19 protein-coding genes are annotated in these 22,692 nt (G+C 65.1%); 9 read left to right on the top strand and 10 right to left on the bottom strand.

Going from position 1 to position 22,692, the window contains the following annotated elements:
- Positions 1–151: 151 nt before the first annotated feature.
- The gene (locus tag PQQ53_RS09865; RefSeq protein ID WP_408139119.1) at positions 152–598 is read left to right on the top strand and encodes a response regulator transcription factor; all 447 of its coding nucleotides are present in this window, start codon (positions 152–154) and stop codon (positions 596–598) included.
- Positions 599–610: 12 nt separating this feature from the next.
- On the opposite strand, the gene PQQ53_RS09860 is transcribed toward PQQ53_RS09865, so the two are convergent.
- On the bottom strand, positions 611–2,170 hold the full coding sequence (locus PQQ53_RS09860) for a methyl-accepting chemotaxis protein (protein WP_408151962.1): 1,560 nt from the start codon (positions 2,168–2,170) through the stop codon (positions 611–613).
- A gap of 225 nt (positions 2,171–2,395) precedes the next feature.
- On the bottom strand, positions 2,396–2,935 hold the full coding sequence (locus tag PQQ53_RS09855) for a YbaK/EbsC family protein (RefSeq protein WP_408323882.1): 540 nt from the start codon (positions 2,933–2,935) through the stop codon (positions 2,396–2,398).
- Between the two features lie 299 nt (positions 2,936–3,234).
- Between PQQ53_RS09855 and PQQ53_RS09850 the strand changes: the two genes are divergently transcribed.
- The gene (locus PQQ53_RS09850) at positions 3,235–4,518 is read left to right on the top strand and encodes a YhjD/YihY/BrkB family envelope integrity protein (RefSeq protein WP_408323880.1); all 1,284 of its coding nucleotides are present in this window, start codon (positions 3,235–3,237) and stop codon (positions 4,516–4,518) included.
- A 429-nt stretch (positions 4,519–4,947) separates the two neighbouring features.
- Complete coding sequence (locus PQQ53_RS09845; protein ID WP_408139127.1) at positions 4,948–6,126, top strand: porin; 1,179 nt, start codon at positions 4,948–4,950, stop codon at positions 6,124–6,126.
- A 335-nt stretch (positions 6,127–6,461) separates the two neighbouring features.
- Here PQQ53_RS09845 and PQQ53_RS09840 read toward each other — a convergent pair whose 3' ends face one another.
- From PQQ53_RS09840 to PQQ53_RS09805, 8 genes are all read right to left on the bottom strand, one after another.
- On the bottom strand, positions 6,462–7,334 hold the full coding sequence (locus tag PQQ53_RS09840; RefSeq protein ID WP_408139129.1) for a proteasome-type protease: 873 nt from the start codon (positions 7,332–7,334) through the stop codon (positions 6,462–6,464).
- A gap of 211 nt (positions 7,335–7,545) precedes the next feature.
- Positions 7,546–8,373, bottom strand: a complete 828-nt coding sequence (locus PQQ53_RS09835; protein ID WP_408139130.1) for a transglutaminase family protein — start codon at positions 8,371–8,373, stop codon at positions 7,546–7,548.
- A gap of 11 nt (positions 8,374–8,384) precedes the next feature.
- On the bottom strand, positions 8,385–9,335 hold the full coding sequence (locus PQQ53_RS09830; RefSeq protein ID WP_168666547.1) for an alpha-E domain-containing protein: 951 nt from the start codon (positions 9,333–9,335) through the stop codon (positions 8,385–8,387).
- A 194-nt stretch (positions 9,336–9,529) separates the two neighbouring features.
- Complete coding sequence (locus PQQ53_RS09825) at positions 9,530–10,939, bottom strand: circularly permuted type 2 ATP-grasp protein (RefSeq protein ID WP_408139131.1); 1,410 nt, start codon at positions 10,937–10,939, stop codon at positions 9,530–9,532.
- A 375-nt stretch (positions 10,940–11,314) separates the two neighbouring features.
- On the bottom strand, positions 11,315–11,767 hold the full coding sequence (locus PQQ53_RS09820) for an HU family DNA-binding protein (protein WP_042326082.1): 453 nt from the start codon (positions 11,765–11,767) through the stop codon (positions 11,315–11,317).
- Between the two features lie 404 nt (positions 11,768–12,171).
- Positions 12,172–13,653 carry a MocR-like pyridoxine biosynthesis transcription factor PdxR gene (pdxR, locus tag PQQ53_RS09815; RefSeq protein ID WP_408323878.1) on the bottom strand — a complete coding sequence of 494 codons (1,482 nt, stop codon included), beginning with the start codon at positions 13,651–13,653 and terminating at the stop codon, positions 12,172–12,174.
- A 215-nt stretch (positions 13,654–13,868) separates the two neighbouring features.
- Positions 13,869–15,410, bottom strand: coding sequence for a peptide MFS transporter (locus PQQ53_RS09810; protein ID WP_408323876.1), 1,542 nt, complete (start codon positions 15,408–15,410; stop codon positions 13,869–13,871).
- A gap of 321 nt (positions 15,411–15,731) precedes the next feature.
- Entirely contained in the window at positions 15,732–16,610 is an 879-nt protein-coding gene (locus PQQ53_RS09805; RefSeq protein ID WP_408139137.1) for an IclR family transcriptional regulator, read from the bottom strand.
- Positions 16,611–16,919: 309 nt separating this feature from the next.
- Between PQQ53_RS09805 and PQQ53_RS09800 the strand changes: the two genes are divergently transcribed.
- The 6 genes from PQQ53_RS09800 to PQQ53_RS09775 are packed head-to-tail and all read left to right on the top strand — an operon-like array spanning position 16,920 to position 22,691.
- Positions 16,920–18,011, top strand: coding sequence for an ABC transporter ATP-binding protein (locus PQQ53_RS09800; protein ID WP_408323874.1), 1,092 nt, complete (start codon positions 16,920–16,922; stop codon positions 18,009–18,011).
- Positions 18,004–18,918 (top strand): ABC transporter permease, encoded by a 915-nt coding sequence (locus PQQ53_RS09795; protein ID WP_408139141.1) that lies wholly within the window; start codon positions 18,004–18,006, stop codon positions 18,916–18,918. The genes PQQ53_RS09800 and PQQ53_RS09795 overlap by 8 nt, the downstream gene beginning before the upstream one ends.
- A 27-nt stretch (positions 18,919–18,945) precedes the next feature.
- Positions 18,946–19,740 carry an ABC transporter permease gene (locus PQQ53_RS09790; protein ID WP_408139142.1) on the top strand — a complete coding sequence of 265 codons (795 nt, stop codon included), beginning with the start codon at positions 18,946–18,948 and terminating at the stop codon, positions 19,738–19,740.
- Positions 19,741–19,760: 20 nt separating this feature from the next.
- Positions 19,761–20,141: a (2Fe-2S)-binding protein gene (locus PQQ53_RS09785; protein ID WP_408139550.1), complete on the top strand. Its 381-nt coding sequence runs from the start codon at positions 19,761–19,763 to the stop codon at positions 20,139–20,141.
- A complete protein-coding gene (locus PQQ53_RS09780; protein WP_408323872.1) occupies positions 20,138–21,571 on the top strand; it encodes an FAD-dependent oxidoreductase in 1,434 nt (477 codons plus the stop codon). Before PQQ53_RS09785 ends, PQQ53_RS09780 begins: the two co-directional genes overlap by 4 nt.
- Positions 21,564–22,691, top strand: coding sequence for an NAD(P)/FAD-dependent oxidoreductase (locus PQQ53_RS09775; protein WP_408323870.1), 1,128 nt, complete (start codon positions 21,564–21,566; stop codon positions 22,689–22,691). Before PQQ53_RS09780 ends, PQQ53_RS09775 begins: the two co-directional genes overlap by 8 nt.
- The last annotated feature ends 1 nt before the right edge of the window (position 22,692 follow it).

The following is a 22,692-nucleotide window of genomic DNA, read 5'->3' as shown; positions in this document are numbered from 1 at the left end:
GGCGCCGTTCGCTTCCCTGTCTGCGTCGGACGCTGGAGGCACCGCGCAATTTTTACAGTATGTAGTTGTTGATGAAAGGTAAATTCCCCCACATACCTTTCTTTTTCACTACATTAGATGTTTCGCGCATGCAGGTCTTGCGGAGGCCCCAGTGACGAGACGAGTATCTCTTGACGATGAAACCGAATTTGCGATCTGGAATCGGCGCAGCGCGGCGGCCGAGCAGCCTTCGCGCCGCGTCCTGATCGCGCATCGCGACAAGGCCATCGGCGACTCGCTGGTGCGGCTGCTCTCGGTGAAGGGATACGATGCGATGTATGCCGCCGATCTGAACAGGTTGCAGTGCTTCCTGAAGCGGTGGAGTCCTCACGCGGTGTTGCTGGACACCCGGCTCGACTCGCCGGCGGGCTACCAGTTCACCCGCACGGTGCGCGCCGAACCCGCCCACGCCAATGTCCTTTTGCTGGCCATGAGCAATATCTGGCCGCTCGATCCGATCGGACCGCTTAAAGAAGCCGGATTCGACGGCCATTGCCGGCGGCCATGCTCGCTGTGGCGCGTGGTCGATATCCTCGAAAGCTACTTCGCGCCCGCGTGAGCGGGCGCCGGTTCAGCGCTGCTGCGGCAGCGTGAACACCGCAATCGCCGCGGACAACTGGCCGGTCTGCTCCTTCAGCACCTCTGCGGAAGCGCTCGCTTCCTCCACCAGCGCCGCGTTTTGCTGGGTCGTCTGATCCATGCTCGCGACCGCGATGTTGACCTGCTCGATGCCCGAGCTCTGTTCCACCGACGCCGCGCTGATCTCGCCCATGATGTCCGTCACGCGGCGCACCGCCAGCACGACTTCCTGCATGGTGTCGCCGGCGCGGCCGACGTACTGCGAGCCGCCCGCGATCTGCGCCGCCGACTCCTCGATCAGCGCCTTGATTTCCTTCGCGGCCGCCGCGCTGCGTTGCGCGAGCGTGCGCACTTCGCCTGCCACCACGGCGAAGCCGCGCCCTTCCTCGCCGGCGCGCGCCGCTTCGACCGCGGCGTTCAACGCGAGAATGTTGGTCTGAAACGCAATCCCCTCGATCACGCCGATGATGTCGCCGATCCGATGCGACGACTGCGAGATGCCGCGCATGGTCTCGACCACCTGGCCGACCACTTCGCCGCCGCGCGCCGCCGTCTCCGATGCGTTGTGCGCGAGCTGGCTGGCCTGCTTCGCGTTATCGGCGTTCTGCTTCACCGTCGCGGTGATCTGCTCCATGCTCGACGCCGTTTCGCCGAGCGCGCTCGCCTGCTGCTCGGTGCGGCGCGACAGGTCCGCGTTGCCGGCGGCGATCTCGTGGGACACCGTCGCGATCAGCATGGCGCCGCCGCGAATCTGCGTGATCGCCTGCGCGAGGCGATGCTGCATGCGCCGCATCGCGGCGAGCAGGCTGGTCTCGTCACCGGCTTTCGTCTCCACGACCACGTCGAGATCGCCGTCGGCGATCCGCGAGGCGATCTGCGCCGCGTAGGCCGGTTCGCCGCCGAGCTGCCGCAGGATGCTGCGCAGAATCACGCCGATCACGAGCGACACCAGCACGCTCAGCAGCAGCGCGGCGCCCGCGTACTTCATGAGCGCCGTGTAGAACGCGCTGTCGATGTCGTCGGTGTAGACGCCGGTGACGATGGTCCAGTCCCACGGCTTGTAGAGCCGCATGTAGTTGATCTTCGGCGCGAGCTGGCTCGAGCCCGGCTTCGGGAATTGCAGATGGACGAACGCTTCGCCTTCGCGCTGGGTTTGCTCCGAGCCTTCCTTGAACACATGCCGCCCGTCCGGATCGGTGACGCCCGTCATGTCCTTGCCGACCAGATCGGCGCGCGTGGCGTGCATCAGTACGCGCGCGTGGCTGTCTTCCAGCACGAGGTAGCCGCCGGCGCCGTCGTAGCGCATCGCGCGCAGGTCGTCCATCGCCGCGCGCTGCGCATCGGCGAGCGGCAGCGTGCCGGCCGCGGCGAGACCGTTATAGCGGTCCAGCACGCTGTGCGCGACGCTGACGACGCTCTTGAGCTCCGCCTGGCGGTCGGCGATCATCGTGTCGCGTGCTTTGAAAGCGCCCCACAGGCCGATCGCGAGAATACCCATGCACATCACAGCGAGCGCGAGCCAAAGCCGCACTTTCAGGCGAAACCGTTCCATCTCCGTATCCTTTGTACTTGTCGTCGGCATTCGCGCGAGCGCGTGCCGCGACGGTTCATGCCGACTGCTGGATTAACGGCGGAACGGGGGAAAACTTCAGGTTTTATCCTTCAATGCGGGTAGGTGGCCCGCAGCGGCCACCACGCCGATGGAGAGCGGCGGCTTTTGCCGGCACGCGCGAGGTCATAGTCCAGTTCGCCTGACGGCACGGCGGGCCGTCCGGCCTCACTCGGCCGGCAACGTCAACGACGCGACTTCGCAGCGCGGCCACTGCCGCAGCACGTCGGGCGCGAGCAGCAGCTTGGCCGCGCGCACGCCTGCGCCCATCACGATCTGCGCGCGCTCCATCACGGCGGCGTCGACGAGGATGCGCCAGTCGGCCGGCAAGCCGAACGCGGTGATGCCGCCGAATTCCATACCGCTGTGCTCCACCGCCTGCTCGCGTTTGGCGAACGAGAGCCGCTGCGCGCCCAGCGCCGCCTTCACCGCTCCGTTGATGTCGAGCCGCAGCGAACCCAGCGAGACCACTGCCGCGTAGTGCTCGGCGCCCTCTTTCTTGTAGCGGATCACGATCGTGTTCGCGCAGTCTTCAAGGCCGAAGCCATAGCGCGCGCTGAATGCGGCGGTGTCGGAGGCGTTGTCGGTGACCGAAAAGACCGTTACGCCATGAGCCGGCAACTGCTCGACCACGTGCACGGGCAAGTGCGCGCTCCATTGTTCCGCCGCAATGACGTCCAGCTGCTGTACGAGTTCGTGCGAGTGCATAGTGAATGAGCAAGGGGTTGAGAATGCCTCCGCATTCTAACGGCACACTTCGCCTGGCGCGCATCGCGTGGCGCGTGGCGCGCGTCCGGTCGGCATCGCCTCGCGTGCATCGCCAGCGTTCGGCGCATACCGGTCCACGGTTACCCGTTTCCCGCGACGCGCGCCCGCCGCGTTGTGTGCTTGTATATAGTGACAGGCACGAGGTTTGCGCAAGACACCCATGTGACGACTGCGTCGGGGCCACCTCGACGGCTCGCACACGGCGTATGCCAAGCCGGCATCCCATTGAGAAACACGACATGGACATCGACTCCCTTTCCTCCGCGAACCTCCAGCACGTGGCCCGCAGGCAGGCCAACTGGGCGCTCGGCGCATTCAGACAGTTCGCCGACGACCGCTGCGCCGCGATGGCCGCCAGCATCGCCTTCTATGCGGCCTTCTCGCTCGCGCCGACGCTGGTCATGGTGATCGCGGTGGCCGGCTGGTTCTTCGGCGCCGCCGCCGCGCGCGGCGAGCTGTACCACCACATCAACGGCTTGCTCGGCGACCAGGCCGCCGCGGGTGTCCAGACCATCGTCGAAAACGCGCATCACAGCGGCAGCGCGGGCGGCATCGCGGCGATCGTCTCGTTTTCGGCGCTGGCGATCGGCGCGTCGGCCACGTTCTCGTCGCTCAATACCGCGCTCAATCAGGTGTGGCCTTACACCGGGCCGCGCACCTCCAGCGTGATCGCGCTGGTGCGGGTGCGTTTGATCTCGTTCGGACTGGTGCTGGGCGTCGCCTTCCTGCTGATCGTCTCGCTGGTGCTCGATACGGCCATCACGTTTGTCGGCAACTGGCTGTGGGGCGATTCGCCGTACGTGATGATCGGCAATCTGCTGCAACTCGGTGTCGGCCTCCTCGTGCTGGCGTTCGCGTTCGCCGCCCTGCTCAAGTTTCTGCCGGACGCCACGGTGCGCTGGCGCGACGCGTTCGTCGGCGGCATTGTCGCGGCCGTGCTGTTTTCGGCGGGCAAGAAACTGTTCGCGCTGTATCTGGCGCACGCGGGCATGGCGACGTCATTCGGAGCGGCGGGTTCGCTCGCCGTGCTGCTGATGTGGCTGTACTTCTCGGCCGTCGTGCTGCTGCTCGGCGCGGAATTTTCGGCGGCGCGCGGACGCCTGCACGATCCGCGCGGCGGCTGGGGCATGCAGGCAGGCGCGCCGCCGGGCAGCCGCGCGAAACTCGCGTCGGTGCTGGCGGCGTCAACGGTGCCGGGGTATACCGACGGGGCGGCAACCGGGGACGCTGCCCTCGCACCCGCGCGTGCAGCGCCGTCCGCGGTGGCCTCGGCAGCCGCTTCCCGCGCACCGGGGCGCAATGGCACCTCAGCGCGCGCGACCGCCGTCAAGGTTGGACGCGGCGTCGCCATGGCCGAAGCACAGGCCACCCGCCTCGCGGCTGACGCACTCGTCGAAGCCGGCCGCAAAGCGGCGGCGGCCGACCGCTATGTCAGGCGCAATCCGTGGACCTCGGTGCTGCTCGCCGCGGCGGCCGGACTGGCGGCGGCAACGGTGGCGCGCCGCACCGGCGACGATCGCTGACCAGAGGCGCCATCTCGAAGCCGCCATCCGCACGCCGGCGGTTCCGCCACTGCGCGGGCGGGAGAGGGATCGTCTACCCGGAGCACATCGATTCTGTCCAGCAGACCTCCCGGACACTACGTCTTTCCGTTTTTATGTTTCCGTTACGGAATCGTACAGACAAATAGACGACTTTATTACAAAAAGCATTCAATTCAATGCGAAATATGGCTACAAACGATTTGTCACTGTCAACAAAACAACAATAATGCTCAATCAACGAATAAATATTGCTCAAACAGAAACAATCCTTAACGTGCTTTAAATACAAGACCTTGCGCGGTTTGTCAGTTTTTGACGACACTCTTTTTTTTCCAGTTCTTGCCCGCAGACACCGTGAGCTATTCTCCTTTCCGCAACAACGAAACTAATCATCGCGTGGAGAAATAGATGAAACGAATCGCACTGTCTAGCCTCTCGCTGGCGCTCCTCGGCGTCACCGGCGTGGCACATGCTCAAAGCAGCGTCACCCTGTATGGCTTGATCGATGAATCGGTCCAGTACGTGAACAACGCCACCCCCAATGGTGGCTCCCTCGTGCAACTGGCTGGCGGCAACCTCCAAGGTAACCGTTTCGGCCTGAAGGGCACGGAAGACCTGGGCGGCGGCCTGAAGGCAGTCTTCCAGTTGGAAAACGGCTTTGACATCAACACCGGCAAGCTGCAGCAAGGCAGCCGCCTGTTCGGTCGTCAAGCTTACGTTGGCTTGTCGCACGACGCCTACGGTACGATCACGGCTGGCCGTCAGTACGACCCGCTGGTCGACATGATTCAGCCGCTGACGGGCGACAACTACTTCGGTAGCACGTTCGCAACGCCGGGCGACGTGGACAACAACGACAACAGCTCGCGCACGAACAGCGCGGTCAAGTACGTTTCGCCGGTGTTCGCAGGCTTCCAGTTCGAAGGTCTGTATGCACTGGGCGGTGTTGCAGGTCAAACGGGTTCGGGCCAAACCTGGGGTGCTGCGGGTACGTATGCAACGGGTCCGTTCAGCATCGCTGCTGGCTACCTCTCGATGAGCAACAACCACACGACGGCCCCCGTCCGTACGGGTTGGACCAGCACGTCGGATGGCATGTTTGACTCCGCAACCCCCGACGTAGCAGGCATCAACGCCGCCTACGCTAGCGCGTCGCGCGTCGGCATCGCTTCGATTGCCGTTCAGTACGTTACGGGTCCGTGGACCGGTAACCTGAGCTACAGCAACGCACAGTACTACCAGGACGGAAGCTCGAGCTTCGGTCAGACCCAGAAGTACGAAGTGGGTCGCGCCTATTTGGGCTATCAGATCACGCCGGCAGCGCTGCTGGGTGTCGGCTACGCGTACACGAAGGGTCACGGCGACTCGTCGGCGACGTATCACCAGGTGTCGCTGGGCGGCGATTACTCGCTCTCGAAGCGCACGGACTTGTACCTGGTCGGCGCATGGCAGCACGCAAGCGGCGAACAGCGTGATCCGACCACGGGTCAGCTCGTCTCCGCTACGGCTTCGATCGGTTCGTATGGCAATCAGGCGAGCACCGACAACCAGGTCATGGTCAGCCTCGGTATCCGTCACAAGTTCTGATCGGGACTTGCTACGTAGCTGAAAGCGACGTAGTAAAAAGCCAGCCAGAGGCAATGCCGATGGCTGGCTTTTTTTTGTCTCGCGGTTTGCGATACGACGCGCTCATGTGCGAGCGCAGAACCTGGTGCAAGCGACGCAACGACGGCGGCGGCAAAACAGAAAGGCCGCCGACGAGCCCCTTGCCGGACTCGCGGCGACCTTCGTCGATATCGCATAAGCGCACCGGCCGCCGATGTTGGTCCGTACGGAGCGCCTGCGGCCCACCGCGCCGCGTCTACTCTTTCCCCCGCTCTCACGCACCGCAAGCACACCGCTGCGGCCGCTTCCACACCGCTCTACCGCCGCTGCGTCTTCCCTCTATCCGCCTGCGCGAGGGTCTGCGCGGGCTTCGCGTCGAGTTCATGCTCGATGCCGTCGGCGCCGACCGGCGCGCGATGCAGCACCAGCGCCCGCTCACGCTGCAACGGCGGCACGTCGGCCGTGTCCTGCCAGTCAGGATCGGGAATCGAACCGAACACCTGGCGCAACTGCTCGCCCCACGTGTTGTGGATCATCTCGAAGTACGCGTTGCCGTGATCGATCGACACGAAACGCGTCACGCGCAGCGCGTCCTTCTCGTACACCAGCAGATCGAGCGGCAGGCCCACCGAGAGGTTCGAGCGCAGCGTCGAATCCATCGAGATCAGCGCGCACTTGGCGGCTTCGTCGAGCGGCGTGGAGGGCGTCAGCACACGGTCGATGATCGGCTTGCCGTACTTGGCCTCGCCAATCTGGAAGTACGGATTCACGGCCGACGCTTCGATGAAGTTGCCCGCCGAGTAGATCATGAACAGGCGCGTGCGGTTACCGGCGATCTGCCCGCCGAGAATGAAGCTGCAATTGAAATCGACGCCGAACTCCTGCAGCGCCTGCGCCTCGCGCTGATGCACGCAGCGCACCGCGCGGCCGACCACGCGCGCCGCGTCGGCCATCGTGGGGGCGCTCCAGAGCGTTGGCAACGCGGGGTCGGTGGGTTCGGACAACTCGTGCAACACCGCTTGCGTGAGCGACAGATTGCCGGCGCCCAGCAGCACGAGCATGCGCTCGCCCGGCTGCTCGAACACCGACATCTTGCGCGCCGTGCTGATGTGATCGACGCCCGCATTGGTGCGCGTGTCCGACAGGAACACGAGACCGTCGTCGACGGCCATCGCTACGCAGTAGGTCATAAGGTACCCGCGAAAAGCAACTGAACAGCGCTATTGTAATGCGGCGCGCATGCGTTTCTGTTCTGCGCCGCTCTTCTGCGCGTCTGTTCTGCGCCGCTGTCTGTATGTCGGCATTGACGGGCTCGTCCTGAAGGATGAGCGTTCGAGCGCTCCGCCGAAGCCCCGTGGCGAGCCAGAGCGCACGGGGTCCGCGAGGCGCCTTCCCGGCCATCTACTGAGGCTGCTGCGCGCTGACCGTCACCGACACCTTCAATTGCTCTTCGAGCCCGCCGATACGCCGTCCACGCACCGGGGCGGCGGCTTCGTAGTCGCGTGCGACGGCGAGCCGGCAGTAGATCTCGCTCGCAAACGCGGCATGCGTGACGTCGATCGAAATCCAGCCCTTGCCGTCGAGCCACACGTCCACCCAAGCATGACTCGCGCCGTGCGGCGCCGCGGAGGAGGCTTCCATCGCGGACAGGTCGCCGGGTTCGATATAGCCGCTCACGTAGCGCGCCGGAATGCCGCGCGCGCGGCAGCACGCCAGCATCAGATGCGCATGGTCCTGGCACACGCCGTTGCCGAGCGCGAGCGCCTGGGCCGCCGTGCTGGTGACTTCGGTGATGCCCGGGCGGTACTTCACGCGCTGCACGATCTGCTCGGACAGCTCTATCAGATTTGCCGAACTCGCGAGGCTCGGCACCGATTCGGCCAGTTCGCGGATCGCCGCGTCGGCCTCGGTCAGGCGCGTCGAGCAGGTGAAATGTTCGAGCGGAATCGGGCCGACCGCGTCGCGCAGCAGACCGTCGACGAGCGGAATCGTGTCCACTTCGCCGGACACCTGCAGACGGATCTCGCTATGCGGCTTGTTGATGACCAGCGTATGCAGCACGTTGCCGTACGCATCGAAGGTCGCGTCGAGCTTGCCCGGCGCATCGATGCTCCAGCGCCGCACGACCTGGGCGGCGCCGCTCGCCGGCGTCAGGCGCAATTGCTGGATCGAATAATGGACCGTCGCTTCGTAGCGATACGACGTGTCGTGGCGGATCGTCAGGTACATAGAAAACTCCGTCAGGCGACTGGCAGCATCAGATAGGTACGCGCGACCAGATTGCCCAGCTCGAACACGCGAGCGAGAAACTGAGTCAGATAGGCGTGCAGGCCGGCTTCGAAAATCTGCCGGATATCGGAATAGACCAGCTCGGCGCGCAGCTTGCCGGCGAAACGCTCACACTGATTCGAGCCCGACGTGCGCAGCATCGCCAGATTCGTGCAGACGCCGTCGACCGACGCGAGCAGCGAGCGCGGCATCTGCTGGTTCAGGATCATCAGTTCGACCACACGCGCCGGCGTGACGACGTCGCGATACACCTTGCGGTAGATTTCGAGCGCCGACACCGAACTCAGAATCGAGGTCCAGTAATAGAAGTCTTCGAGCTGGCGCGCGGCGTCGCGTGAATTCGGTTCGACGTCCGCGAAGCGCACGTCGAGAATCCGCGCGGTGTTGTCGGCGCGTTCGAGGTAGGTGCCGAGCTGCGTGAAGAAGAACGCGTCGTCCTGCAGCGCGGTACCGATCGTCACGCCGCGCGACAGATGCGAGCGGAACTTCACCCATTCGAACAACGCGCCCGGATTGTGCGCCGCCTGCCCGGACGAAATGCGTTCGTTGAATTCGAGCCACGTGTCGTTGATGGTTTCCCACCATTCGGTCGTCAACGTGCCGCGCACCGCGCGGGCGTTTTCGCGCGCGGCCTGCAAGCACGAATGAATGCTCGACGGATTGTTCGCATCCGCGACCATGAAGTCGAGCACGTGTTCGCGGGTCGGTTCGTCGTAGCGCTGTGCAAACGCACTTTCGAGCTCGGAGATGCGCAGCACCGAACGTTGCGCGCGCGCCTCCTGTTCGGACGTCTGCGGCAAAAGCAGCGCCTTCAGATTGATGTCGAGCATGCGGGCGGTGTTCTCCGCGCGCTCCATGTAACGGGCCATCCAGAAAAGGTGATCGGCGGTGCGGCTTAGCATGACGGCGTTCCGTATCTGATGAGGCGAGGCTTACGCAAAAAGTAAAAGTACAGGCTCGCTGGTTATCCGGATGCGCGGGCGGCGTGCCGCGTGTTGCGTACTACATATGGCATGCCGCCGCTGCGCGCTGGGCTGCGAACGCGCCCGCCCGGCTGCCCGACGAGAGCGGCGGCGGCAAGCGCATCGCAATCGCGTCAGTCGACCATCCACGTATCTTTGGTCCCGCCTCCCTGCGACGAATTGACGACGAGCGACCCCTCCTGCAACGCGACGCGCGTGAGGCCGCCCGCCACCATCGTGACGGTCTTGCCCGACAGCACGAACGGCCGCAGGTCGATATGGCGCGGCGCGATGCCCGCTTCGACAAAGGTCGGACACGCGGACAGCGCGAGCGTGGGCTGCGCGATATAACCGGCCGGGCGCGCGATCAACCGTTCACGGAACGCCTCGATCTCGGCTGTGGTCGAGGCCGGTCCCACCAGCATCCCGTAGCCGCCCGCGCCATGCACTTCCTTGACCACCAGCTCGGGCAGATGCGCGAGGGTGTACGCCAGATCGTCGGGCTTGCGGCACTGGAACGTCGGCACGTTGTTGAGGATCGGCTTTTCGCCGAGGTAGAACTCGATCATCTCCGGCACGTACGGGTAGATCGATTTGTCGTCGGCGATGCCGGTGCCCATCGCGTTGGCGAGCGCCACGCGGCCGGCGCGATACGCGGTCAGCAAGCCCGGCACGCCGAGCGCCGAGTCGGTGCGGAACGCGAGCGGATCGAGAAAGTCGTCGTCGACGCGGCGATAGATCACGTCGACGCGCTTCGGCCCCTGCGTGGTGCGCATGAACACGTAGTTGTCGTCGACGAACAGGTCTTTGCCTTCCACCAGTTCGACGCCCATCTGCTGCGCGAGGAAGGTGTGTTCGAAATACGCGGAGTTGTACATGCCCGGCGTGAGCACCACCACGACCGGATCGTCGACGCCTTCGGGTGCAACCGAGCGCAACGTATCGAGCAGCAGATCGGGATAATGCGCGACCGGCGCGATGCGGTTCTGCACGAACAGTTCGGGGAAAAGCCGCATCATCATCTTGCGGTTTTCGAGCATATAGGAGACGCCCGACGGCACCCGCAGATTGTCTTCGAGCACGTAGAACTCGCCCTCGTCGCCCGCGCGCACCACGTCGACCCCGGCAATATGCGCGTAAACACCGAGCGGCACATTCACGCCCTGCATCTCGGGCCGGTACTGCGCATTGGTATAGACCTGCTCGGCCGGCACGATGCCGGCGCGCACGATGTTGCGATCGTGATAGACGTCGTGGATGAACAGATTGAGCGCCCGCACGCGCTGACGCAGACCGGCTTCGAGCGTCTGCCATTCGCCGCGCGGAATGATGCGCGGGATCAGGTCGAAGGGAATCAGCCGCTCCGTGCCGGACAGATCGCCGTTCACCGCGAAGGTGATGCCGACCCGGCGAAACAGCAAGTCCGCTTCCGCACGCTTGCGTGCGATCGCCTCGTTGCCCTGCTTGACCAACCATCGCTCGAAGCGTGCGTAGTGTGGCCGCACGGCATCGTCATGATGACGCATCTCGTCATAGCATCGCATGTCACGCCCCGCTCTTGTTGTCGGATAGAAGGCGAATGCGCTGCGCATTCGGTGTTCGATAATCGATCAAGCAAGCGCTATGCCATTGAGCTTTTAGCGTACGGAACACGTTGCATGCACGCTAACAGCGCATCCCGCGCCGGCAAGGCTTCGCTGCCATCGTACTGCGGCGGATCACGATGCGCCAGTACAGTGCATTCGCGGCACCGTGATGCACGCGAGCAGCACTCGCACGCTGACGACGCACAAAAAAAGTCCCCGTGGATTTTCATCCACGGGGACTTCGAGACAACTGGCACGACGGACCGGATCAAACGTCAACCATGGTCAAGTCAAACCCTGATGGCCGACACCACGGCAACGCTCGATGCGCGATCAGCCTGCTGCAGCGTCTTTCAGCTTCTTCAGCGCACGTGCCTTGATGCGCACGCTAGCCGGCTTGGCCGGGAACCAACGCTCTTCGCCCGAGAACGGGTCTTTGCCGAAGCGCTTCTTCTTCGCCGGCACAGCTTGCACGACGATCTTCAGAAGACCCGACAGCGTGAATTCGCCAGCGCCCTTCTTGTGGACGGCGCCGAGGATCGTGTCTTCGAGCGCGGCCAACACGGCCTTGGCGGTCTTCGGTTCGACAGCAGCGCGTTCAGCGACGTGAGCAGCCAACGAGGCCTTCGTGAAGGTGTCCTTGATCGGCGACGGTGCGCTGGAAGCCTTCACGGCGACCTTCTTAGCTGCGACGGCCTTCTTCGCAGGGACTTTCTTTGCAGCAACCTTCTTGGTCGGTACCGGGGCAGCAGCCTTCTTGGCCACCTTTTTTGCGGAAGTCGGCATGTTTCTCCTACCTGTTGTGGTCAGTGAATTGCAAGAAGCGCACACCGTATGTGCACGCTTCAACGCCGGATTCTACAAGCGCTAATACGATTTGCGCGACTCTTTTGTGTATTCCCGCGAAGGTTTGTTGCGTGGCGCAGACTCCGCAACACATTTTGATGCTTGTTTTAGCGGGTAAACGCGTGTCGGCGAGCCGCGCAACACGAACACGTAACGCACGTTACAGTTCGTTTCGATGCATGTATATAGGCACATTCGTCTTCGGCGTACGGCTGCGCGAGGTGCTTTGCGATGGCGAAGAACGCATTGTTAAACCTCGATTCGGGCGTGCGCCGAAGCGCAACCGATGACAATTCGACCGCGGCATAACGCGCCCCCGCACGAACCTGGGCTGCCGACAAGCGTCAATGCGCCACACGCGGCAGGATCGCGGCGAGGCTCGTGAGCGCCGCATCGATGTGTTCGACCGCGATGCTCCCATAGCCGAACATCAGGCCGGGCCGCGGCTGCGCATGCAGATGAAACGGCGCCAACCCATACAAGCCGATCGACGCCTCGCGCGCCGCATCGACCACCGCCAGCTCCGTCAACGGCGCGCGCAGACGCGCCGCCATGTGGATGCCGGCGGTCGGCACGATCGGCTCGAACCACGGCGCGAGGTCGCCGTGCAGATGGTCGAGCAGCATCGCACGCCGCGCCGCGTAGATCTTGTGCATGCGCCGCAGATGCTTGGCGAAGTCGCCGTTGAGCATGAAAGACGCGAGCGCGGTTTGCGTGAGCGTGCAGCCATGCCAGTCGGCGATCTGACGCGCCTTGACGAGCGGACCATAGAGCGACGCAGGCGGCACCACGTAGCCGACCCGCAGCTCCGGAAAGATCGTCTTCGAGAATGTCCCCACGTAGGCGACCAGTCCGGCGCGATCGAGGCTCTTCAGCGGCTCCATCGGCCGGCCTTCGAAGCGGTATTCGCAGTCGTAGTCATCCTCGATGATCACCGCGCCGCGCTTTTGCGCCCATTCGAGCAGTTCGACGCGACGCTCGAGGCTCATCGGCATGCCGAGCGGAAACTGATGCGACGGCGTCACGTAGACGAGCCGCGCCTTGTCCGGCAGCTTGCTGACGATCAACCCTTCACTGTCCACCGGCACCGGCACGACGCGCGCGCCGGTGGCCTTGAAACACGCAAGCGCGGGGGGATAACCGGGGTCTTCGAGCGCGGCGATTTCGCCGGGCCGCAGCGTGATGCGCGCCATCAGATCGAGCGCGTGCTGCGCGCCCTGCGTGACGATCACGTCTTCCCAATTGCTCGCCACCGCCCGGTTGAACGCGAGGTAGCGAGAGATCGCGAGGCGCAGCTCCTGCTCCCCCGCCGCGTCGCGATAGGTGCCGGGGCCGCGCGCCTGCGTACGCAACGCGTGATTCACGCAGCGGCGCCAGACGTCGAAAGGGAACAGCGCCTTGTCGGTCGCGCCGCCGACGAAGTCCTGCGGCAACGGCACCGACGGCCGCGGCAGCGGCACGCGCTCGGGCATCTGTTCCCACAGCGGCTGGGCGCGCGCGGCGGCGGCTTTGGCCTTCGCCAGGGACCGCTCGCGCGACGACTCCGCCGCGCGCGCCTGCGCGGAGCGTTCCACCGGCAAACGCTCGAGACCGTCGGCGACGAAAGTGCCCGACCCGGCGCGTGCGCTCAGATAGCCCTCGGAGAGCAGCCGCTCGAAGACGTCGAGCGTGGTCTTGCGCGACACGCCCAGTTGCGTCGCGAGATCGCGCGTTGACGGCAGCCGCGTGCCGCCGGCGAGCCGTCCTTCGACGATGCCGGCGCGCAACTGCCGATAGATCTGTCCGGCCAGATCGTGATGCCCTTCGACCGCGAGATGAATGTCCATTCGGGTGGCTACCCCAAATACCAGGGAAATGGTTAGTTCGAAAGACCACTGACGAACATAAGCTTACCCCTGGCGCTGCGATCGCAACGGGTATAGACGAAGGGGGTTGCGCGCCTGAAATGCAAAATGGCGCGACTTGCTGGGCAGGTCGCGCCATTTTGATCGTGTGTGGGCCGCGCAAAAGTGGCTCACACCACTTTCGCAGCTACAGCGGATTACTCTGCCGCCACGCTGTCAATTGCCGCGTTTTGCCGCGCACTCTCCCGCGCTTCATCGCCGCAACGCTGATGTTCGCGCGAGAGCTTGCGCATCAGCGGCAGCAACAGGACCGCCACCAGCGCGCCGGCCGCCGCGAGCCAGCCCAGGCCGTTGAACAGCCTGGTGTAGAGCGGCAACGATTCGAGCGGATCGAGATTGCCGGCCGGCATCTGCGCGAAGTTCGCGACCACGCTGCCGAGATACTGCGATACGCCGGTCGCCACGAAGTAAGCGCCCATCATGAAGCCGCTCATTCGCGCGGGCACGTAGCGGGCGATCATCGCGAGTCCCAGCCCGCTCACCAGCAGTTCGCCCAGTGAATACAGGCCGTAGCCGCCCACCATGAACCACGACGACACGCGGCCATCCACCGCATAGTTGCCGCTCGCCGCATACACGAAGAAGCCGGCCGCCACCACCGCGAAACCGAACGCGTATTTCACCGCCACCGGCACGTCCTTGCCGTTCCTCGCGAGCTTCGTGTACAGCAGCGCGAGCAATGGGCTCAGCAGCATGATCCAGATCGGGTTGAGCGCCTGGAACTGCGCGGCGCTCCACGTGAACAGCGTCGTGCCGAACAGCGTGAAACGCGGATCGACGTTGCGCAGCGCGAACAGCGTGAGCGAGGTCGACATCTGCACGTAGAACACGAAGAACAGGATCACCTGCACGGTCAGAATCAGCGCGGCGACGAGTCCCGCGCGCTCGGAGCGCTCGCACTTCATCAGCATGTAGCCGAAGATCGCCAGAATCGCGATACCCGCTGCATACACGCAGGCCACCGCGATCGCCTTGTGTTGCAGCACGAACATCGTCGCCGCGCCGAGCAGGAGGCCGCCGAGCGCGACCGCGCCGACACGTTTCCAGCGCACCGGTTCGGCATCCGGCGCGGAGCCGATATGCGCGAGCGTGCGGAACATGACGAAGTAGTTCACTACCGACAGCAGCATGCCCGCGCAGCACACCGCGAACGCCGCGTGCCAGCCCCAGTGGTCCTTGATCCACGGCGTGGCGAGCATCGACACGGTCGAGCCGATGTTGACCGCCATGTAGTAGATCGTGAACGCGCTGTCGATGCGCGCGTCATCGCCTTCGTAAATGCGGCGCACGAGGTTCGCCGCATTCGCCTTGAAGAGGCCGTTGCCGACCACGATCACGCCGAGCGACGCGTACATGTACGCGAGCTGGTCGTTAGGCAGCGCCAGCATGAAGTAGCCGGCGCTCAGCACGCCGGCGCCGAAGATCATCGTGCGCCGCGCACCGAGAATCTTGTCGCCGATCCAGCCGCCGATCGATGGCGACGCGTACACCAGCGCCGTGAACGCGCCCCACGTGAGCGTCGCGTGGCTGTCGGTGAAGTTCAGCTTGTCGATCATGAACAGCACCAGCAGCGCGGCCATGCCGTAATAGCCGAAACGCTCCCACATCTCGATCAGAAAGACTGTCGAAAACGAACGGGTCTGTGAGACGCGTGCGTCCGACGGGTGGGATGAATTCATCGTGTACCTCTTGTTCAAACAGTTGCGGCGTCGCGCGAACGGGCCGCGCGGCGCGAAATACGGGATCTGGAAAAGCGGTCGGCCAAGCCTGCGCGGTTGGCGCATACGCGATGGCGTCATGACCGGCGTGCTCGTTCGCACGCTCATGCGCCAATTACCAGCGGAAAGACCAGAGGATGGGGTGTGGAGGCCCGCCTCGCGGTAAGCTGCGCCGCATCGGCCTCGGGCTCCGGCAAGCGGAGCGGGCTCAATGATAAAGCATCGCTGGAAAGGGGACGCCGCGGGGGAGGCCCCGCCCCTCAGCACCTGTTCTTCCGCCGCTTATCCCGTGATCCGCTCGGTCGTCATCGCGCGCGACAAACCATGCATCGGGCGACGCAGCGCGACGTCGAACGGATTGGTTTGCGGCCCGATCGCATCGGCCTGGCGACGCAGCAATTCCACCACCATCGGCAGACGGTCGTCGCCGAGGCGCGCGGCCAGCGTGCCGACGCTCAGCGCCGCCACCGCGACGCCGGTGCGGTCCAGAATCGGCACCGCCACGCCCGCCATGCCGTCGAGCACGCCGCTATTGCGCCCCGCATAGCCCAACTGGCGCACGCGTTCGATCTCGGTGCGCAAATACACTTCGTCGAGCACGCCGTAGCCGCGAATCCGCGGCACGTTGAAACGAATGATTTCCTCGCGCTCCGCCTCAGGCAGAAACGCGAGGATCGCGAGGCTCCCCTGGCCGACACCCAACGCGACGCGTCCGCCGATATCGCCCGTGAACGAGCGGATCGGAAACGGCCCTTCGCAGATGTCGAGGCACACCGCGTCGAAACTGCTTTTGACGAGCAGGAAGATCGTGTCGCCAAGACTCGCGCACAGCCGCAACAACGCCGGACGGCACAGCGTGCGCATGCCGCTCGGATTGCCGGCCTGCGCCGCGAGCGCGAAGAAGTCCACGCTCAGCCGGTACAGCTTCGAGCTTTCGTCCTGTTCGACCATGCCCTCCGCCATCAACGCGTGGAGGATGCGGTGCACCGTGCCCTGCGTCAGCCCCACCGCTTTGGCGAGCCGGGTGACGCGGCCGCCGTCCGGTTGCGCTTCCGACAACGCCCGGATCACGGCAAAGGCTCGCTCCAGCATGCCCGGGCCGGGCGTGTCGCCCGTTTGGCCCGGTGCGGCAGCGGTATCTCGTTCGGCGGCAGCATTCATCCTGTTGGCTCTCAGTTATTTCATTGTCCGGAATACTATAAGACGTTTTGTCCGCAAACGGAATCTTTGGCTCACGCCGGTGATTCAACACTCCGCCGCTGATTCATAGGGATATTGCGGAGCCCGTGGAGCGGAATAGTTCATTTGCATCACATCAAATATATTCCGTGCAACGGAATTTTTTTCAATCATATCTCGCTAAACGGAATTTCAAATTGACGCCCGGTAATTTGGCTGGCTAGAGTCGCCTCCATCACGGCTCACAGCAGTCGCCGTTTGAACCGAGTCGAACCATCAAAAGGCCAGACCATGTCGTTCCTCACTCTCACCGATGTCGCCAAATCGTTCGGCAACCTGCAGGCGGTCACCGACGTGAACCTGTCGGTGGAAAAAGGCGAGTTCGTTTCGCTGCTGGGGCCATCCGGCTGCGGCAAGACCACCACGCTGCAAATGATCGCGGGCTTCGTCGAAACGACGCGCGGGCGCATCACGCTCGACGGCCGCGACATCACGCACATGAAGCCGAACAAACGCGGCCTTGGCATCGTGTTCCAGAGTTACGCGCTGTTTCCGCACATGAGCGTCGCCGACAACGTCGGCTTCGGTCTGGAGATGCGCAACATCGACAAGGCCGAGCGGCAGGAACGGGTGCGCGAAGCGCTCGCGCTGGTGCGGCTCGACACGCTGGCCCATCGCTTTCCGCGCGAGCTGTCCGGCGGTCAGCGGCAACGCGTGGCGATTGCCCGAGCGATCGTGATTGCCCCGCCGGTGCTGCTGCTCGATGAACCCATGTCGAATCTCGACGCCAAGCTGCGCGAAGACATGCAGTTCGAACTGCGCAGCATTCAACGCAAGATCGGCACGACCACGATCATGGTCACGCACGACCAGTCCGAAGCGCTGTCGATCAGCGATCGCGTCGTGGTGATGGAAGCCGGCCGCATCACGCAGATCGACACGCCGTACGAAGCGTACGAGCGCCCCGAGAACCGCTTCGTCTCGCAGTTCATCGGCAAGGCCAACATGCTGCCCGGCACGGTGGTGGCGCGCGACGGTGACGCGATCCGCATCGACCTCGGCCACGACCTCGCGGAAACCGGACGCACCGCGCAGTTGCCGGCGCGCGAGCGGGTGGTCGCGGTCGGCGACGCGGTGACCTTGTGCATCCGTCCGGAAAAGCTGCGGCTGTGCGCGCCGGGCACAGGCCGCGTGCGGGCCACCGTGACGAGCCGCTTCTTCCTCGGCAGCCAGTGGCTGTACCGGCTCGACAGCCGGCTCGGCGAAGTGCTGGTGTGCTGCCAGAACGAAGGCGCCGAGCCGCTGCCGGAAGGCGCGGCGGTGGGTATCGACTGGAACAGCGAAGCAATCCGCTTCATTCAACGGGAGGCACACCATGGCTAGCACGCTGCCTGCCACCGACAACGGCAGCCGGCCATCCGGCGACGCGCGGCGCGCGCCGTGGCACGCGTTCCTGCCGCTCTGGCTGATGTGCGCGCCGGCCTTTCTGCTGTTCGCCGCACTCGTGCTGATTCCGCTCGTGATGACGCTGGTGCTGACCTTCTATCGCTTCGACCCGGCGAGCGGGCCGCTCGCCGCGTTCCAGTTCGGCAACTACATCGAGGTGCTCGGTTCCGCGTATTTCCACACGATCTTCCTGCGGACCTTCGGCATCGCATTTCTGGTCACGCTGCTGTGCGTCGCGATCGGCACGCCCGAAGCGTACGTGCTGTCGCGTATGCGCGATCCGTACCGCTCGATGTTTCTGCTGGTGATTCTCGCGCCGCTGCTGGTGTCGGTGGTGGTGCGCGCGTTCGGCTGGAGCATGCTGCTCAATAGCAACGGCCTCGTGAATCAGGCCTTCGGTCTGGTCGGCCTCGGCCCCTACAAGCTCGAATACACGACCTTCGCGATCGTCATCGCCCTCGTGCACGTGATGCTGCCGTTCATGGTGATCCCCGTATGGACCGCGTTACAGAAGCTCGACCCGCAAACGGAAAACGCCGCGCTCTCGCTAATGGCTTCGCCCGCTACCGTGCTGCGCCGCATCGTGTTGCCGCAACTCACGCCCGGCATTCTCTCGGGCAGTCTGATGGTGTTCGGTTTGTCGGCGAGCGCGTTCGCGATTCCCGGCCTGCTCGGCGGACGGCGTCTGAAAGTCGCCGCCACCGCCGTCTACGACGAATTCCTCGGCTCGCTGAACTGGCCGCTCGGCGCGACCATCGCGCTGCTGTTGCTGGTCGCGAACCTGATCGTGATGCTCACCTACTACCGGGTTCTGGAACGCAGGTACGCCAGAAGCCTGGGTTGATCGACTGCCTCATCGAGTGAAGACATCATGAGAAAAAACGGCCCCGTCGCGCTGATTTTCCACACGCTGGTGATTGCGTTCGTGCTCGCGCCGCTCGTGATCGTGGTGCTGGTCGCGTTCACGCCCGACGAAACGCTCACGCTCCCCACGCACGGCTTGTCGCTGCGCTGGTTCCGCGCGATCCTCAATTACCCGGACTTCATCTCCGCGTTCTTCAATAGCCTGAAGCTGGCATTCGCGTCGGCGACGTTGTCGCTGCTCGTCGCGCTGCCCGCCGCGCTCGCGATCGGCCGGGCGCGCTTTCCGGGCCGGGCGTTTCTGAACGGGCTGCTGCTCTCGCCGCTCGTGATTCCCGGCCTCGTGCTCGGCATTGCGCTGCTGCGTTTCTTCGCATTGATCGGCGCGACCGGTTCGTTCGCGTGGCTCGTGCTCGCGCACATGATCATCATCACGCCGTTCGTGATGCGGCTCGTGCTCGCTTCGGTGAGCGGCCTCGACCGCAGCGTCGAACATGCGGCGCACTCGCTCGGCGCCGACGCGTGGACCACGTTTCGCCGCATCACCTTCCCGATGATTCTGCCGGGCATTACCGGCGGCTGGCTGCTCGCGTTCATCAACAGCTTCGACGAACTGACGATGTCGATCTTCGTCACCTCGCCGCAAACCGTCACGCTGCCGGTGCGCATGTACATGTACGCGACCGAATCGATCGACCCGATGATGGCTTCCGTCTCCGCACTGGTGATCTTCATCACGGCCGGCGCGATGCTGCTGCTCGATCGCGCGTATGGACTGAACCGGATTCTGATCGGCCAGCACTGATGTCTTCTTCCTATTCTTCGATGCGATCCAGCCCGCCGCCGTCCTCCCATGCCGCCACGCGCGCAAGCGAGCCGCAATTCGTTCGTCTCGCCGAAACGCGGCGCGAGCCGCTGCGGTTTTTTCTCGATGGCCGCGAAGTCACTGCGCTGCAAGGCGACACGCTACTGACCGCGGTGCTGACGCACCAACGCCGCGTGCGCGAGAGCGAATTCAGCGGCGCGCCGCGCGCCGGCTTTTGCCTGATCGGCGCTTGCCAGGACTGCTGGATGCGCACCGAAGACGGCCGGCGTTTGCGCGCGTGCTCGACGCCGGTGACCGACGGCTTGCGCGTGCTCACGCGGTTTGCCGCGACCGAAGCCGGCACCGTTGCCGTTGCTCCCGTCGATGGAGACGCGCGATGAACGACGAACGCCGCATCGTGATCGTCGGCGCGGGTCCGGCGGGCGTGCGCGCCGCGCAAACCCTGGTCGCGGCGGGCCTCAGGCCCGTCGTGATCGATGAAAACGGCCGCTGGGGCGGCCAGATTTATCGGCAACCGCCCGCGCACGGCGGCTTTCAGCGCTCGAAAAAAGCACTCTATGGTTTCGAAGCGCACAAGGCCGACGCGTTGCATACGACCATGGCCGCGCTGCTGCCGCATCTCGACTATCGTCCCGACACGCTCGCGTGGGCCTGCGAAGCGGGCTGGCTCGATACGCTGCAAGCGGGACGCGAAACCCGCGTGCCGTTCTCGCACCTGATCATCGCGAGCGGCGCGACCGATCGCGTGCTGCCGCTGCCCGGCTGGACGCTGCCCGGCGTCTACACGCTCGGCGCGGCGCAGGTCGCGCTGAAGGCACAAGGCTGCGCAATCGGCCGTCGCGTCGTGCTGGCAGGCACCGGGCCGCTGCTCTACCTGGTCGCATACCAGTACGTCAAAGCGGGCGCGCAGGTGCTGGCGGTGCTCGACACCAGCCCGCTGTCGCAACAGATCGCCGCCACGCCGAAACTCGCGCGTCTGCCGTCGACGTTCGTCAAGGGTCTGTACTACGTCGGCTGGCTGAAAACGCGTGGCGTGCGCATCGAACGCGCGGTGAAACTCGTGGGTATTCGCGGCGCAGAAGGTGTGGAGGCGATCGAGTGGCGCAAGCCGGGCGACGGCGCGGCGAGCGAAACGATCGCCTGCGACGCGGTCGGCATCAGCTTCGGACTGAAGCCGGAAACGCAACTCGCCGATCTCGCCGGTTGCCGTTTCCGTTTCGATCCGACCAACCGCTGCTGGCTGCCCGAACTCGACGCCGCCGGCCGCAGCTCCGTGCGCGGCATTTACCTCGCCGGTGACGGTGCGGGCATTGCCGGCGCCGACGCCGCCGAACTGGCGGGCCGCCGCGCGGCGCTCGCCCTGCTCGACGACCTCGGCATCGAGCCGCCGCGCGGCCCTGGTCTGCCCGACGCGGCGGCGCTCGAACGCGGCCTGAAACGTATCGCGGTGTTTCGCGGGGGCATCGAAGCGGCCTTCGCGCCGCCCGCGCAGTGCGCCGCGCAATGGCCCGACGACATGACCGTATGCCGCTGCGAAGAGATCGACGCGGGCACCGTGCGGCGCTGCATCCGCGGCGGCGAAGCGAACGAGATCAACCGGCTGAAGGCGCTCACGCGGGTCGGCATGGGCCGCTGCCAGGGGCGCATGTGCGGTGAAGCGGCGCTTGCGCTGCTCGCCGGGGAAACCGGCAAGCCGCTCGAAGCGGTCGGCCGCCTGCGCAGCCAGCCGCCCGTCAAACCGATTCCGCTTTCACCCGCGATGTACGCCGACGACCTCGCCGAGATCGCCAAGGAGGCCCGCGATGAGTGACGCGCTGCATTACGACGTCGTCATTGCGGGCGGCGGTCTCGTGGGTTCGTCGGCCGCATTGGCGCTCGCGCGGCGCGGCCTGCGCGTGGGCCTGTTCGAGCGGCGCTATTGCGGCGCGCAGGCGAGCGGCGTGAACTACGGCGGCGTGCGCTGCCAGGGCCGCCCGGCCGAACAGATGCCGCTCGCGATGCGCGCGCGGCGCATCTGGGACCGCTTGCCCGAACTGATCGGCATCGACGGCGAGTTCACGGTGTCGGGACATTTGCGGCTCGCGCGCAGCGAAGCCGATCTTGCCGCGCTGCAGGCATGGGCCGACATGGCGCGCGACTACGGACTGCGCTCGCAAGTGCTGGACGGCGCCGACTTCCGCCGACGCTACCCGTGGCTCGGCTCGGCAGCCATCGGCGGCTCGTTGTGCGCGAGCGACGGGCATGCGAACCCGCGTCTCGTCTCGCCCGCCTTCGCGCGCGCCGCGCGCGCCGCGGGTGCGGACGTGCGCGAGCAGACCGAACTGACCGGCATTCATCACGACGGCACACGCTTTCAATTGCACGCCGGCGACACGCGCATCAGCGCCGACTGGCTCATCAACTCCGCCGGCGCATGGGCGAACAAGGTCGCGGGTCACTTCGGCGAGACCGTGCCGATGAAACCGATCTATCCGAACATGTGGGTCACCGAGCCGCTGCCGCTCTTCATCGCGCACAACCTCGGCGTGTACGGCGGCGGCATCTACGCGCGCCAGGTGGCGCGCGGCAATTGCGTGATCGGCGGCGGACGCGGTCATGGCGACGGCGAATACGGCCAGCCGTCGACACAAACCACGCGCGCCGTGATGCGCGACGCGTGCGCCTTGCTGCCCGCGTTGCGCGAGGCGTTGCTGATCCGCACGTGGAGCGGCGTCGAAGGCGAGACGGCCGACGGCAATCCGGTGATCGGCGCGAGCCGCACGGTGCCGCGTCTGTTGCACGCGTTCGGCTTTTCGGGCGGTGGCTTTCTGCTCGCGCCCGGCGTCGGCGAAGTCCTGGCCGATCTCGTGATCGACGGCGCCACGGCCACGCCACTCGACGCTTTCTCGATTGGCCGCTTTGCCGCGGCGACCACCTCATCCGTCGTTTAAG

This window comes from Paraburkholderia strydomiana (genome assembly GCF_046030495.1).
Taxonomy (GTDB): domain Bacteria; phylum Pseudomonadota; class Gammaproteobacteria; order Burkholderiales; family Burkholderiaceae; genus Paraburkholderia; species Paraburkholderia strydomiana_A.
The sequence above is the reverse complement of the archived record's forward strand: the minus strand, read 5'-3'. Positions and strand labels throughout refer to the sequence as shown.